This window comes from Psychromonas saccharinae (assembly GCF_051201515.1).
Lineage (GTDB): Bacteria > Pseudomonadota > Gammaproteobacteria > Enterobacterales > Psychromonadaceae > Psychromonas.
The window spans coordinates 1,601,884-1,616,505 of the sequence record NZ_CP195153.1 but is presented as its reverse complement, the minus strand read 5'-3'; the positions used below and the strand labels follow the sequence as shown (position 1 = coordinate 1,616,505).

Genomic DNA, 14,622 nt, shown 5'->3' with positions numbered 1-14,622 from the left:
TTACTTTTCTAATTTTGCAATTTCTTCGCCAAATTCTTTAACGTCTTCAAAAGAACGATAGACAGAAGCAAAACGAATATAAGCAATTTTATCTAAGCTTTTTAATAACTCCATGACTAACTCACCGACTATTTTTGAAGAAATTTCACGTTCTCCCGTAGCACGTATCGTGGATTTAAGTTTATTGACTGCATTTTCAATATCTTCAATACTTACCGGACGTTTTTCTAATGCGCGGTGAATGCCTACTAGTAACTTTTCATCATTAAAAGGCTCTCTTCGACCATCTGACTTGATAAGGTGTGGCATAACCAATTCTGCAACTTCGAAAGTCGTAAATCGTTCTGCACATTCATTACAAGAACGGCGGCGACGAACTTGATAGCCCTCAGCCACTAAACGAGAATCGATAACCTTGGTATCTTGTGCGCCACAAAAAGGACAATACATAATTTTTCTCTCTTTAGATAAATCAATCCGATAGAGTAAGGATAATACCAAATAATAATAAATTGCATGATAAAAAAGGCCGAATTATTCATTCAGCCTCTTATCTAACAAAATATAGAATCAAGGTAATGCTTAGCTTTGATGTAAACTGTAAATAGCAGACGATTTACTTTTTAGCTCATTACAATTATTACACCACAAATTTGCAGCACCACAAGCTTGCAATAATTCTAAAGTCTCACCACACTTGTCACAGGCGGCTTGAATTTTTAAATCACTCCCACAACTATCGCAATGGTAATTCTTTTTTTGAATACCCGCATTTTCTATTGCTTGTCCGCATTTAGGGCATGTTAACGACATCATTATTTTCCTTTTTTATGGAACTTCATCATACGTTTACGCTTGTGCATTTGATTTGGTGTTAACTTATTACGGCGTCCTTCAAATGGATTACTACCTTCACGGAATTCAATCCGAATGGGCGTTCCCATAATACCGAGTGAACGACGGAAATAATTCATTAAATAGCGTTTATATGAATCAGCTAGTTTTTTAACTTGGTTTCCGTGAATAACAATCAACGGAGGATTATAACCACCCGCATGTGCATAACGTAGTTTAACACGACGTCCCTGCACCATCGGTGGTTGGTGATCATCAACAGCCATCCCCATTATTCGAGTTAGCATTGAAGTCGAAATACGTTTAGTTGAAGATTCATAAGCTTCTTCAACGGATTCATATAAATGCCCAACGCCAGTCCCATGTAAGGCAGAAATAAAATGAATTTTAGCAAAATCAACAAAACCAAGTCGACGATCAAGTTCGCTTTTTACCCGCTCCTTATCGTATTCTGACATACCATCCCATTTATTCACCGCAATCACGAGTGAACGACCGGCATTTAGGGTATAGCCCAGTAGCGATAAATCTTGATCCGAAATACCATCACGCGCATCAATAATTAGCATAACGACATTACTATCTTCAATGGCTTTTAAGGTTTTAATTACTGAGAATTTTTCAACGGTTTCATTCACTTTTTTGCGCTTACGAACACCCGCTGTATCAATCAATACATATTCGCGATCATCACGTGTCATCGGAATATAAATACTATCACGAGTGGTACCTGGCATATCGTACACAAGCACTCGTTCTTCACCTAGAATACGGTTAGTTAGGGTTGATTTACCAACATTAGGGCGCCCAATTAACGCTAACTTTATCGGCAAGTTCTGTAAGCGTTCTTGCTCTTTAAGCAGTGCTTCTTCATCTTCTTCTATGAATTCTGGTTCAAGGTTATCATCATCACCGTCTTGCTCAACAACGACCTCATCGAAGAAACCATCGAGTGCAGTTTCAATCATTTGACGAACGCCTTTACCATGTGCAGCAGCAATATGGTAGACCTCACCTAAACCGAGCGCATAAAATTCACCACAGGCAGAATCAGCATCAATCCCATCGGTTTTGTTCGCAACAATAAATACGTTTTTTTCTTGTTTTCTCAAGTGATCTGCAATTGCTTCATCGGCAACAGTCATCCCAACTCGCGCATCAACAAGGAATAGAATGGCATCGGCTTCTTCAATTGCTTGTAATGACTGCCCTGCCATCAATGCATCAATACCCTGTTCATCGCCGGTAATACCACCGGTATCGATAACAATAAACTCATTTTCATCGATCTTTGCCTGACCGTATTTACGATCTCGAGTTAGACCGGGAAAATCCGCAACCAACGCATCACGAGTACGAGTTAAGCGGTTAAATAATGTTGATTTGCCCACATTGGGACGTCCAACTAATGCGACGACTGGTAACATACTTCAATCCTATAAAACAAAAAAAACCCTTACCAAAAAAGTTAAGGGTTTCATAGTATACAATAATTTCTGACGTAAATAATTAAGTAATTAATCTAGGTTTAACGATGGTTTTTCAATGGCGATTAATTTACCACTGCGAGTCTGTAAATAAAGGTAATCATTCGTCGCTATTGGCTCCATATACAAACCATCCGAATCTAACTTTTGTTGCGCAACAAAGGTACCAGTTTCTCGACTTAACCAATGTAAATAACCTTCTCCATCACCAACAACGATGTATTCATTCGCGACGGTTACGCCTGTGAGATTGCGGTATGATAATTTATCATTACTCCAAAGCTCTGTTCCTGAACTACGATCAATCGCATAAACATAGCCTCGATAGTCAGTGACATATAAAGTCATTCCAGATAATGCAATATCACTAAACCCTGCATATTTACGAGACCAAATTTGCTTACCCTTAAGTAAATCGATTGCAATCAAATTTCCATTATAAGCAAGCGCATAAACCACACCATTACTGATAATAGGTTTCATATCAACATCAACCAAACGATCTAGCTCAGTCGCACCATAAGGTCGTGCCACAGGAAGCTGCCATAGGGGCTGCCCCGTTGATAATAAAGCCACACTGACATAACCATCAGCACGCCCATATACAATACCACCTTGAGAAATTGCAGGTGTTGCACTGCCTCGCAATGAAAGATTCGGCTGTTTATTACTTAAATTCCAAAGTTGTTCACCCGTATCACTGTCTAACGCAATTAAATCACCGCGTGTGGTATGAATAACAACAACACCACTATCGTAAACAGGCTGAGCAACAACCTCACCAGTTACATCGGTTTCCCAGTTTAATTCACCAGTGGTTTTACTAAAAGCCAATACCTGCGCATTTTCAGTCCCAATAACAACACTATCGGGTGTTAATGTAATTCCACCGGATAAACGAGCAGAACGATTTAGTTGGTTACTTGGATCATCACTAAAGTCGGTTGTCCAAAGTACTTTTCCACTGTCCGGTGAAAAAGCTTTGATCAATCCATCACGAGAAGCCGCATAAATAGCATCTTGATCCGCAGCTGGTTGCAACTGAGAGTAATATTTATCAACGCCATCACTAATATTTTTTTGCCACGCAATTTGTGGTTTATAAGTGCTTTCAAATACAGGAAGCTCTGCCATTTTCACAACATCTTCTTCACCAGAAAATGCTGAGCAGCCAGACAATACAAGCGTTGCACCGGCAATAACAGTCAATCGATTAAACCATTTATTCATCGGAAATCTCAACTTATTATTCACCATCAAGAACAGGTTCAGTCGCAATAACTGGTTCAGCTAAACCGAGGTCATCTGCTTGTAATTGCAACACGGGATCAACACGCCCCTGTGAGTTATTAATAGCATCTTGGAACGCACTACGTGCTTTATCTTGCTCACCCATTTGTAAATAAACATTACCTTTCAACTGTTCAGCTCGAGCTAAAAACGGTTTTTCAGTAATAAGTGCAAGTGTTGATAATGCCGCATCATTATTACCAAGCTCAAACTCAACGCGTGCTAAACGCAAATTAATCACAGGATCAAGTGGTGCATAACTATTTTGTTTTTGAGCTTGTTGTAATTGTGTTTTTGCTAAATCATATTTAGTTTGCTCAACCGCTTCCTTCGCTAGCAATAAAGACGCTAACATCCCATAGGTATTGTCATTATTTTCAGCAACAAAATCACTGATCACCTGTAAATCTTTTTCACCGGTTTCTGCGGCAAATTTAGTCTGCATTTCAGAGAATGCTTGAGATGTACTTTCGTGAGCAGTTATCACGGAAGCGTTATAATAGCGCCATCCCCATAATCCAGCTAAACCAACAACAGCACTAATAACTAACGTATTACCATTTTTCTTCCACCAGCCTTTAATTGCTTCGACTTGTTGTTCTTCAGTTTCATAACCTTCAATAATATCAACCACTAACTTATCCTTTATAAAATTGTTTGCTTAAAAATAGCGAGCTAACTTAGTAATTAACTCATCCATTGCCACTGTTTGTTGTGGCGCATTTCCGTGCAGTTCTTTAATTGTGACGGTATTTTCAGCTAACTCACTTTCACCAATAATTAATGCAATACGTGCTCCATATTTATCCGCACGCTTCATTTGTTTTTTAAAGTTACCACCACCACAATGATGCATCATTTTCAATGCAGGCAATTCGGTACGAATTAATTCTGCTATTTTAAAACCAGCTGTATCCGTTCCTTCTCCAACTAATACGCTGTAAATATCTACATCACTTTTCACATCATCATTTAATGCTAAAGTTTCTAACATTAACACGATACGTTCTAACCCCATTGCGAATCCAACGGCTGGTGTTGGCTTTCCACCGAGTTGTTCAACTAAACCATCATAACGGCCACCCGCACAAATAGTCCCCTGTGAACCTAAACTCGTTGTGACCCACTCAAATACGGTACGGTTATAATAATCTAAACCACGTACAAGACGCTCATTAATGACATACTTAACACCAACAGCATCTAAATATTTTTTTAATTGTTCAAAATGCGCAACTGATTCGGCATCAAGATGTTCAGAAAGTTTCGGGGCATCGACTAATAGTGCCTGAACGTCTGAATTTTTACTGTCTAAAACACGTAATGGATTGGTTAACATACGACGTTTACTATCTTCGTCCAGTTTATCTTCATGTTGGCTTAAGAAGGTAACCAAAGCTTCTTTATATAAGGCACGAGCTGCATTACTGCCTAGAGAATTTAATTGCAATTCGACATGTTGTTCAATGCCTAAGGTTTTCCAAAGACGCGCAGAAAGCAAAATAACTTCCGCATCAATATCTGCACTGGCCATACCGAAGGTTTCTACGCCAAACTGATGGAATTGACGGTAACGACCTTTTTGTGGGCGCTCATGACGAAACATAGGCCCAGTGTACCAAAGACGACGCTCTTGATTGTACAACAAACCATGCTCATTTCCTGCGCGAACACAAGAGGCAGTGCCTTCAGGTCTTAAGGTTAGGCTATCGCCATTGCGATCTGCAAAGGTATACATCTCTTTTTCAACAATATCAGTGACTTCACCAATAGAGCGTTTAAACAGGTTCGTATTTTCAACAATCGGCATACGGATTTCGGAATAACCATAACTACTGACAACTTGTCTCAATAGGGATTCTAATTTTTGCCAAACAGGAGTCTGTTCTGGAAGGATATCGTTCATACCACGAATAGCTTGGATCTTTTTTTCCACAATGATTTCCGAATTCAATAAGTTAAATTATAAAAAGTGTCGCTAGTATATACCTAATCGACCTTAAAATGCTAATATCACAGCTCTCAAAAAATCCAGATTAACACAGCAAATACTTGGATCTACCTAGTTTTTCTTATAGTCTCTCTAGGGTGAGCAAAAATACAACAAATGATAGCTTAAAATAGTGGACACTATTAATATTTCAATCAGCTTGGATGCAATTTAATACAATGAGCAAAGATAAAAAATTTAATATTCGCATTAAATTCACCCCTAAAGATGTCAAACCAACATCCCCCCACAAAACACCGGAACCTGAATACATTTATCATTGGCCTCGTATTATCAGCGCAGTGATATTGACTCTAAGTACAATTGGAGGTGGGGTTTACTTTATTAATGGCGACACGAACACACTCCCCTCACTTTCCTCGAACGGTAAAAATCAAATACCAGCGACATCTATTACCTCTGAAAAAGTTGTCGATATTTCAAAAACAGCTCAAAAAGACACTCAAGAGACAATTATTCATCCAACCCCAGAAAAAACCGTTTCTATTGATACAACAACATCGCAACATCCATCACAAAGTGAATTACCGATTGTTTCTGAAAATAATACGATACCAGTAGAAAGAATAGAGATAGTTCCTTCTTCAAATAAAACCGTTGAAATCAATCATCAGGTTGAAGAAGACAATACACCAAGCGCCATACCCGAGACGGAATCCAATAAATTACCATTAACAACACAGCAAACGGGCACTCAACCTAGATTACAAATTGAACCTATCAATTCATCAGCAACAGCAAGCCAGTCACTCGGAAAGGTTCCATCTGATAGAGATACAACAGCATTAATAGAAAATTCTAAAACATTAGAAATTAACAACAAAACTAACGAACTCTCATCAATAAAAGACAATATTCCCGCTGCTATTTTCAATCAAACTAAGGTTGAAATTTTTTCTCCAAAAATCAAACGGTTTGCTATTGCTGAAGCTGTTATTGATAAAGAGCCAATCGGTTCAGTGGAAAACATTCAATTTGATGAAAATAACATTGCAACGGTATATGCCTATTCTGACGCCATCGGTTTTGCAGATAAATTTCTTTACTATGAATGGCGCCTTAATGGTCGAGAAGTAGCACGCGTTGAAGTTGGGGCTTGGGGAAATCGATGGAGAAGTTTCACCCATAAATTTATCCAACCACACAAACAAGGTGATTGGTCTGTCATATTAGAAAATGAAGCAGGTGAGAAATTGGCCATTGCTGAATTTACATACTAACGATATATGACCGTGTTGTTTCAATATGCTTTGTCAGGCGCAAGCACGAATACCAGAGCAAGAAGCAACATAAGGTAGTGATTATTTCGTTATGTGAAACTCAAGCGCTAGTTTTTGACCATTCGCCCCATAGGACGGGAATTTTGAAGTATCACGGGTATAAGAACCCTCATTTATTTAACAACTAAATAAATGAGGGTTCTTGCACAAAACCTGAACTGTTATCATACTGAGTTTACATTTAACTACCAACTCAGAGCACTTATTTCATGGCGGATTGTTTTTTATTATTTGACGAAAGCACAAAAGAATACGTCAGTTCAACCTTGCTCCCTTTATTCGAAGAAACAGTTTTACCCTGTGTATTTTCTCCCGATAACATTCCTGAACTTGCACCGGAGAGTGTCGTTTATTTATATATCAGTGATCAACAAGCGCCCGTTGTTATCGAAGCTGCTATTAAAAATGGATGGTATCTTGCTTTTTTACCTCATCCCGAAGCACGTTATTTAGGTCGTGGTTTTTGTATCGAAAAAGATATTGAAAAAGCCGTTACCGATGTTCAACAATCTAAACCTAGAAAAGTCGATGCCATGCGATGCAATGGTGAACTTATATTAAGTTCTGTGAGTATTGGGCATGTATTCCACCTTTCACCGGATACCAAAAATATTAGCTGGAAAGAAAAATTAAAAAGTACCTGGTCCAATATACGAGATGTCTTTGATTTCATCCCCAAAAAGTTATCTTTTACAACGGGACAAGATGCAACATTCGAAACAGCAGCTTTAGGTGTTGTGGTAGTAGAACACGGGCATCGCTCATCACTATCTCGAAATATCATCACTGAAAGCCATATTAATGATGGCATGTTTCAAGTATTAATTTTAGCACCACGCAGTGTAATGGGCATGATCCGTTATTTTATTCGCGCACTTTTTGGAGGTTCAACTAAACGCCCTCAGTTTATTGGACTACTAAAAACACATGCCATCGCCATCAGTAACAATAAAAATTTAGAATATAAAATAGATGGACGAGTACAAAACGCGACTACCCTTGAAATTCAAACGGAACACCGTGTCATTAACCTACTCGTTAGCCCTGATTTCCCGATCGCAGACGGTACGCCAAGTGGTAAAGAAGAAAGAAAAGTTGCCGCTCTACCTGCAGGCGAAGCAGTCGCCGCGATGGCAAGTAATCCCCTCCCTTTCATTGCTCATGCTGCAACCGAAGAATTTAAAGAGTTATATCAATTACTACGAGAAAATGCCGTTGCTTCTCCAGTATTCTTAACCTTGATGGTGCTCTCAACATTACTAGCAAGCATCGGACTTTATGCCAATTCAACACCGGTTATCATTGGCGCAATGATTTTAGCGCCATTGATGGCACCAATTATTTCATTATCGATGGCATTAACTCGACAAGACAGCACTTTGCTAACATCCAGTATTAACACCTTATTTTTAGGTTTGTGTACCGCGTTACTCTTTGCCGCCATTGCAAGTTTTATCCTCCCAATGGAAATAGTCACATCCGAGATATCGGATCGCTTAAGTCCAAGTTTATTAGATCTCGGGGTAGCCGTAATCTCAGGAGTTGCCGGCGCTTATGCCCATGCGAGGGTTAGCGTAGCAAAAAGCATGGCGGGTGTAGCAATTGCCGTTGCACTCGTCCCGCCTTTAGCTGTAACCGGTATTGGTTTAGGTTGGATGGATTTTCATATTGCCTGGGGCGCATTACTTTTATTTTTAACTAACTTAGCAGGCATCGTATTTGCAGCATCAATCACTTTTTTAACGCTTGGCTTTGCACCCTTTAAACGTGCAAAAAAAGGATTAATGATTGCACTAACAGCCGTGATTTTAGTGAGCATCCCATTGGTTGTGAGTTTTATCCATTTATCCGATGAAGCCGAAATTGTTAAAAAACTTCAAGGAGAAACTATTGGGAGTGTCGCTATTCGTACGGTGAATGCCCGATCCGTTGAACCACTTGAATTATCACTCCAATTAGTAACACCAACGGCATTAACGAATACTGACCTTGATAATATAAAAGCAACGATAGAGGACAAATTACAGCGTAAAGTCGTGATGGAAGCACAGGTTGTGATCCGACGATAAGGCGCTTAGATAATTCGTAATAGAAGAATTTAAAAGGCAATACACTAAACCCTGTTATATCGTAAAAGGAATACCTCGCCTTTTACGATATAATTTTTTAAATAGCGTTAACATCTGCCCGAGCAGGTAATTTAACTTGCACCATGGTACTCGCAATAATAAGCGTAACCGCCCCGATAAGTTGTATTTGCGTCATCCCAACATTCAAAAATAACCAATTAATGAAAATGGCTGCAACGGGAAATAGCATTTCGGCAAGGGTTGCCCAATGAGCAGGAATACGCTTTAAACCTTGGTAATAAAAATACATCCCAATTAAACCAGAAATTAATGCAAGTATTGCAATTTTCTGTAACGTATCAACTTCAATAGTAGTAACTAAACTGGGTGTCATAAAAGCAAAGGGTAACATCCCCAACAAACCAAAACTAAAACGCCCTGCCATTAAGTCGACACTATTGAGTCCATCGCTGCTTAATTTTTTACCGAATACAGTCGCACTTCCCCAACTAACAACGGCAAACAATGCTAATCCATATCCCCAAAGCACACTTGTACTGCGATCTATATCATCGGCTTGTAGGCTAAAATATAATGTCTGTATATCCGGCCATATCAATAAAACACTACCGATTAACGCTAAACCTAACCAAATAAAAAATCGCGGACTAATCGTTTCTTTAAGTAATAAAGTAGCTAAAGTTACTGCCACTAATGGTTGTAATTTTTGCAATAAAATAACAACGGTTGGGTTGGCCAGATAAAACGCTTCGGTAAAAGCCAATGTGCCCAAAGCAGAACCAAATATACCAATAACAGTAAAAGGTAAAATTGTTTTACGGTTGATAAAGTTAATTTTTCGACGCTGTAAAACAAACAGCACTAAAATAACAGTTACAAGCAATAGATGTTCAAACAGCACAATTTGTTGTGCGCTCGAACCGCCAAAAAGTAAGGGGTAACGTATAAGTGTATCTGCGGCCCAAAGTATGCACGCAAAAAATATGAAGGTAATACCTGTCATCACAATTCCTAATCAAAAAAGGATAGATAGACAGAGCTAGGAGAAAACGTCATTCACACTATTTTCATATTAATGAATGAATAAATAATATAACGAGAGTCATTACAAAAACGTTGTGTTTTTTACACACAACTTCCCCGTATTTTGTTTCGGTATTTTATTTATTATCGATCTTCTTCCATCCGGACTTTAACCGTCGGCCTTGGTTTCTCACCAAATCTGCTGACCTTAATGATCAATTACAAAATCAAATACATTAAGCGCTCGTGGGCTCTTTTATTTGCAACATATAAGTTTGCAATAAAAATACCACCGGTGGAGAATTTCACTCCGCCCTGAAGTCGAGTAGTTCACTATGTTGAACTACGTCTCATATTAATAACCTTTTGAAAAAAAACAAGCAAAATTATCACCTACTTTAAAAATGGTTTATTTACGTTATATCCCCCTCCGATGTATTCAACTTATAACTATTCAAAAGCATCTTAGATCAATATATGGCGTTATATTTGCAATCGTTATATTTGTAAATACACAATGGTAAGTTAAAAACAAAAATAAACGTGCTTAATCTAACTATTTCAAGAAGCTAATTTAAATGTAACCCCATGTTTTTATTAACTTTAAAATAAAAACATAAAAACATAAAAACATTTAAAAAATAAAACACAATCATTGTCGTTATACTTACAAATACATGTCGGTTATGATGTAAATGCAACAGAAAGAATACAGGAAATGCATCATTACTTTTATGATTAAACTAATGGAGCCACACGCATGATTTATCTAAAAAAAATACTATTAATATTAATACTTATTAGCACCGGAAACGTGCACGCCAAGGAAGTTAAGGTTGCCGTTGCATCTAACTTCTATAAACCCATGCTTCAGCTTGCTAAACAGTTTTCTGATACAACGGGAAATAAAGTCGTCGTTTCAGCGGGTGCAACAGGCGCGTTATATGCGCAAATTAAAAATGGTGCCCCCTTTGATCTCTTTTTAGCAGCAGATCAAAAACGCCCCATCGCCCTCGAAAATGAAAACAAGGCAGTATTAGGTTCACGATTTACCTATGCACAAGGGCAACTTGCTTTTTGGTCCAAACAACCTGGTTATACTAACAAACAAAGTTTTATCGATGCAATTTCTCACGTCGAACATATTGCTATTGCCAATCCCAAAAATGCGCCTTATGGAGCAGCATCTATTGATGTAATGAACAAATTAGGTGTATATAAACAAACACAACCTAAAATTGTTGAAGGGCATAATATAGGGCAAACATTCCAATACATCAGTTCAGAAACTGTTGACTGTGGTTTTGTAGCATTATCACAAGTATATTTAAACGGGAAAATCAGCGAAGGTAGTGCTTGGTTAGTACCTTCAACTTTACATCGTGAGTTAAAACAAGATGCGATTCTTTTACAGCAAGGAGAAAAAAATCCAGTCGCTCAATCTTTCTTAACCTTTTTACAAAGTGAGCCCGCGAAGCGAACCATCCGGTCTTTTGGTTATTTAATTTGATCATCTCAACTATGCAAACTTTATAGGGAAATAAACATGTTTGAAACTAGTTTTACCGTTGTATGGTTAACTATCAAACTGGCAGTTGTTGTGACCATTATTTTACTAATAGTCGCGACACCACTTGCTTGGTGGTTATCGCAAACCCGGTCACGCTACAAACCAATAATAAGTGCTTTATTTGCGGTACCATTAGTACTTCCGCCGACAGTAATGGGGTTTTATTTACTCCTGTTACTCGGACCAAATGGTCCAATCGGCCAACTTGCTAATCATTTAGGTTTAGGTACCCTTCCCTTTAGTTTCGCTGGTATTGCCTTGGCCTGTTCCGTTCATTCATTCCCATTTGTTGTACAACCATTACAAAATGCGTTTGAATCCATAGGAAAACGCCCCTTAGAAGTCGCTGCTACCTTAGGCGCTTCGCATTTAGACTGCTTCTGGAATATTATTGTCCCCTTAGCACGCCCTGGTTTTATTACTGCCATGGTAATGGGATTTTGCCACTCAATTGGTGAGTTCGGTGTTGTTTTGATGATCGGGGGTAATATTCCGGGTAAAACACGAGTGTTATCGGTTGAAATTTATAACCATGTAGAGGCAATGGAGTATGCGCAAGCTCATTGGCTCGCAGGTGGCATGGTTGTCTTTTCGTTTATAGCATTATTACTTATTTACATGGTTAATCAAAGGGCAGCACAAAGGAGCTTAACATGAGTCAAATAACAGGCCATTTTAAAGCGAACCGTGGTGATTTTTTATTAGATGTGGAATTTTCCTCACCTATTAATGGGGTTACCGCGTTATTTGGTCCATCGGGATCAGGTAAAACAACGTGCTTACGCGCCATTGCAGGGTTAGAACGATTGCCAAATAGTTTTTTTCAAATTGGCAATGAAGTATGGCAAGACGAATCAAAAGGTTTATTTGTTCCGACTAATCAACGAGAAATTGGTTATGTTTTTCAGGAAGCGAGCTTATTTCCGCATTTAAATGTACAACAAAACCTAACGTTTGGTTTTAACCGATTAACGAAAGAAAAACAAAAAATACAACCTCAAGAAGTGATTGAATTATTAGGCATCGAGCCGTTATTATCACGCCCCCCTGCCGCACTTTCAGGTGGAGAACGACAGCGCGTCGCTATTGCAAGAGCATTATTAAGATCGCCTAAGTTATTATTAATGGATGAACCGCTTTCTGCATTAGACCGTCAATTAAAACGCGATATTTTGCCCTATTTAGAACAACTACATCGTTCATTGTCTATTCCAGTTATTTATGTCAGTCATGCCCCCGACGAAGTAGCACGATTAGCTGATCATATCGTCATGTTAGATCATGGCAAACTAATTTGTGCAGGCCCAATTAAAGACATTATGCTTACGCCGCAATATGCATCTCTATTTGGAGACGGTGCAAGCACGCTATTTGAAGGCATTGTTTCAGCACAGCATGAACAATTGATAACCGAAGTCAGTACGGACACATTAATATTAAAAATGACTCATCGTGATCTACCATTAGGATTTCCAATTAGAAGTCGCGTTTATGCAAGTGATGTTAGCCTTTGCACAGAAAAACCCAATCAATCCAGCATCTTAAATATTTTTCCAGGTCAGGTATTACATATTGATAAGGGACAGCAAAATGGAGAATTACTCGTTACCATCGAATTAGAGAAAGGACAAAAACTGTTAGCACAAATATCGAGTTATTCCTGTTCTCGATTAGGACTGAAACTCGGCTGTCAAATTTGGGCGCAAGTAAAATCAGTCGCAGTACTTTAAATGAACCTACAATAAAGGAAAATAATGATGCAACTTAGCGCAAGAAATGTTTTACCCGGTAAAGTCATTGAAATCACCCCAGGTGCTGTAAATGTGGAAGTTATTATTGAAATAGCACCCGGTGTTGAAATCGCTTCGATTATTACCAAACAAGCATGTGAAAATCTACAGCTTAAAAAAGGAATGTCAGCTTATGCCGCCATCAAAGCATCCAATGTCATGATTGCAGTCCCGTAAATACAAAAAATAAGAGAGCCAATAATGAAAAACAATAAAATGATGGGCGCAGTCAAACTCAGTTTAACGGCCGACGTAGGTCAATTTATTAATGACAATAGGATCCGTTTACTTGATGCTATTGACGTCCACGGTTCTTTGAGCGCAGCGGCAAAATCCTTACCCATGTCCTATAAAGCGGCTTGGGATGCACTCAATGCGATGAATAACATATCGAATCAGGAACTTGTCATTCGCTCAACCGGTGGCAAAAATGGTGGTGGAACGGTTTTAACGCCCTACGCTAAAAAATTAATAAGCATGTATAAAGCAATGGAAATAGAGTATCAGAAAAATCTCGAGCAATTACAACAAGCACTTATTGAGACTCCAGAGGTTAAAGAAATAAATGATTTTAGACAGTTAATGACGCGTATAAAATTTAAAAGTAGTGCACGAAATCAGTTAGTTGGTATCGTCACCTCGATAACTATTGGCGCCGTTAATGTCATTGTTGAATTAAAGGTCAGTGAACAAATAACGATTATTGCAGCCATCGCCAAAGAATCCGCTGAATTATTAAATATTGAATTTGGTCAGGAATTGATTGCACTCATAAAGTCATCTCAAATGATTTTACATCGTGACGATGAATTAACCTTATCGGTCAGTAACCAACTTAAAGGTACAATAAGCCACATTCACCCTGGCGCTGTTTGTTCTGATATTACCGTTGCTTTATCGGATCAAAAATCACTCAGTGTTACCATAACTGAACAAAGCAGAACACAACTTGATTTACAAACAGAGCAACCGATTCGGGTTTGCTTCAACGCCTCGGCCGTTACTTTGTGTCGTTATGAATAGTATCAATTGAACACTTAAATAAATGATTCAACGAATATATAAAGCAACCTAATATGCTGACAAACCTCATCACATTCCAGTTATAGCTTTATTGTTTATGTAAATATAAGCATTACCTCATGATACTGATATCTAAGCTTGCGCTAGACAATGCATTTTAAAGTATCATGGGTATAAAACAGGCTAAAATAATAATTGAATCT

Annotated in this window: 14 protein-coding genes and 1 riboswitch; of the genes, 7 read left to right on the top strand and 7 right to left on the bottom strand. The window is 38.4% G+C overall.

Annotated elements, in window-relative coordinates:
• The 6 genes from nrdR to hisS all read right to left on the bottom strand — a co-directional run bounded on the left by nrdR (nt 1) and on the right by hisS (nt 5,568).
• Nucleotides 1-450, bottom strand: a complete 450-nt coding sequence (gene nrdR / locus ACR30L_RS07185) for a transcriptional regulator NrdR (RefSeq protein ID WP_435237348.1) — start codon at nt 448-450, stop codon at nt 1-3.
• Nucleotides 451-582: 132 nt separating this feature from the next.
• A complete protein-coding gene (locus tag ACR30L_RS07180) occupies nt 583-816 on the bottom strand; it encodes a zinc ribbon domain-containing protein (RefSeq protein WP_435237347.1) in 234 nt (77 codons plus the stop codon).
• Complete coding sequence (gene der / locus ACR30L_RS07175) at nt 816-2,282, bottom strand: ribosome biogenesis GTPase Der (protein ID WP_435237346.1); 1,467 nt, start codon at nt 2,280-2,282, stop codon at nt 816-818. Before der ends, ACR30L_RS07180 begins: the two co-directional genes overlap by 1 nt.
• A gap of 90 nt (nt 2,283-2,372) precedes the next feature.
• Entirely contained in the window at nt 2,373-3,572 is a 1,200-nt protein-coding gene (bamB, locus tag ACR30L_RS07170) for an outer membrane protein assembly factor BamB (RefSeq protein WP_435237345.1), read from the bottom strand.
• A gap of 16 nt (nt 3,573-3,588) precedes the next feature.
• Nucleotides 3,589-4,266: a YfgM family protein gene (locus ACR30L_RS07165; protein ID WP_435237344.1), complete on the bottom strand. Its 678-nt coding sequence runs from the start codon at nt 4,264-4,266 to the stop codon at nt 3,589-3,591.
• Between the two features lie 27 nt (nt 4,267-4,293).
• Complete coding sequence (gene hisS, locus ACR30L_RS07160; RefSeq protein ID WP_435237343.1) at nt 4,294-5,568, bottom strand: histidine--tRNA ligase; 1,275 nt, start codon at nt 5,566-5,568, stop codon at nt 4,294-4,296.
• A gap of 233 nt (nt 5,569-5,801) precedes the next feature.
• On the opposite strand from hisS, the gene ACR30L_RS07155 reads away from it, so the two are divergent.
• Together ACR30L_RS07155 and ACR30L_RS07150 are read left to right on the top strand one after the other, a co-directional pair.
• Complete coding sequence (locus ACR30L_RS07155) at nt 5,802-6,863, top strand: DUF2914 domain-containing protein (protein ID WP_435237342.1); 1,062 nt, start codon at nt 5,802-5,804, stop codon at nt 6,861-6,863.
• A gap of 269 nt (nt 6,864-7,132) precedes the next feature.
• Complete coding sequence (locus tag ACR30L_RS07150; protein ID WP_435237341.1) at nt 7,133-8,992, top strand: TIGR00341 family protein; 1,860 nt, start codon at nt 7,133-7,135, stop codon at nt 8,990-8,992.
• Between the two features lie 97 nt (nt 8,993-9,089).
• On the opposite strand, the gene ACR30L_RS07145 is transcribed toward ACR30L_RS07150, so the two are convergent.
• Nucleotides 9,090-10,016 carry a DMT family transporter gene (locus ACR30L_RS07145; RefSeq protein ID WP_435237340.1) on the bottom strand — a complete coding sequence of 309 codons (927 nt, stop codon included), beginning with the start codon at nt 10,014-10,016 and terminating at the stop codon, nt 9,090-9,092.
• A gap of 165 nt (nt 10,017-10,181) precedes the next feature.
• Nucleotides 10,182-10,363, bottom strand: a riboswitch (FMN riboswitch).
• A gap of 433 nt (nt 10,364-10,796) precedes the next feature.
• Here ACR30L_RS07145 and modA point away from each other — a divergent pair.
• Genes modA through ACR30L_RS07120 form a run of 5 tightly spaced genes read left to right on the top strand, consistent with a single transcriptional unit; the run spans nt 10,797 to nt 14,419 of the window.
• The gene (modA, locus tag ACR30L_RS07140; RefSeq protein WP_435237339.1) at nt 10,797-11,546 is read left to right on the top strand and encodes a molybdate ABC transporter substrate-binding protein; all 750 of its coding nucleotides are present in this window, start codon (nt 10,797-10,799) and stop codon (nt 11,544-11,546) included.
• A gap of 36 nt (nt 11,547-11,582) precedes the next feature.
• Nucleotides 11,583-12,263: a molybdate ABC transporter permease subunit gene (modB, locus tag ACR30L_RS07135; RefSeq protein WP_435237338.1), complete on the top strand. Its 681-nt coding sequence runs from the start codon at nt 11,583-11,585 to the stop codon at nt 12,261-12,263.
• Nucleotides 12,260-13,336, top strand: a complete 1,077-nt coding sequence (gene modC / locus ACR30L_RS07130) for a molybdenum ABC transporter ATP-binding protein (protein ID WP_435237337.1) — start codon at nt 12,260-12,262, stop codon at nt 13,334-13,336. Before modB ends, modC begins: the two co-directional genes overlap by 4 nt.
• Nucleotides 13,337-13,360: 24 nt before the next feature.
• Nucleotides 13,361-13,573, top strand: coding sequence for a TOBE domain-containing protein (locus ACR30L_RS07125; RefSeq protein WP_435237336.1), 213 nt, complete (start codon nt 13,361-13,363; stop codon nt 13,571-13,573).
• Between the two features lie 24 nt (nt 13,574-13,597).
• On the top strand, nt 13,598-14,419 hold the full coding sequence (locus ACR30L_RS07120) for a TOBE domain-containing protein (RefSeq protein ID WP_435237335.1): 822 nt from the start codon (nt 13,598-13,600) through the stop codon (nt 14,417-14,419).
• The last annotated feature ends 203 nt before the right edge of the window (nt 14,420-14,622 follow it).

What these genes read in the sequence shown, in the direction of transcription:
- nrdR (WP_435237348.1), bottom strand. Translation starts at nt 450, where the DNA reads ATGTATTGTCCTTTTTGTGGCGCACAAGATACCAAGGTTATCGATTCT.
- ACR30L_RS07180 (WP_435237347.1), bottom strand. Translation starts at nt 816, where the DNA reads ATGATGTCGTTAACATGCCCTAAATGCGGACAAGCAATAGAAAATGCG.
- der (WP_435237346.1), bottom strand. Translation starts at nt 2,282, where the DNA reads ATGTTACCAGTCGTCGCATTAGTTGGACGTCCCAATGTGGGCAAATCA.
- bamB (WP_435237345.1), bottom strand. Translation starts at nt 3,572, where the DNA reads ATGAATAAATGGTTTAATCGATTGACTGTTATTGCCGGTGCAACGCTT.
- ACR30L_RS07155 (WP_435237342.1), top strand. Translation starts at nt 5,802, where the DNA reads ATGAGCAAAGATAAAAAATTTAATATTCGCATTAAATTCACCCCTAAA.
- ACR30L_RS07150 (WP_435237341.1), top strand. Translation starts at nt 7,133, where the DNA reads ATGGCGGATTGTTTTTTATTATTTGACGAAAGCACAAAAGAATACGTC.
- ACR30L_RS07145 (WP_435237340.1), bottom strand. Translation starts at nt 10,016, where the DNA reads ATGACAGGTATTACCTTCATATTTTTTGCGTGCATACTTTGGGCCGCA.
- modA (WP_435237339.1), top strand. Translation starts at nt 10,797, where the DNA reads ATGATTTATCTAAAAAAAATACTATTAATATTAATACTTATTAGCACC.
- modB (WP_435237338.1), top strand. Translation starts at nt 11,583, where the DNA reads ATGTTTGAAACTAGTTTTACCGTTGTATGGTTAACTATCAAACTGGCA.
- modC (WP_435237337.1), top strand. Translation starts at nt 12,260, where the DNA reads ATGAGTCAAATAACAGGCCATTTTAAAGCGAACCGTGGTGATTTTTTA.
- ACR30L_RS07125 (WP_435237336.1), top strand. Translation starts at nt 13,361, where the DNA reads ATGATGCAACTTAGCGCAAGAAATGTTTTACCCGGTAAAGTCATTGAA.
- ACR30L_RS07120 (WP_435237335.1), top strand. Translation starts at nt 13,598, where the DNA reads ATGAAAAACAATAAAATGATGGGCGCAGTCAAACTCAGTTTAACGGCC.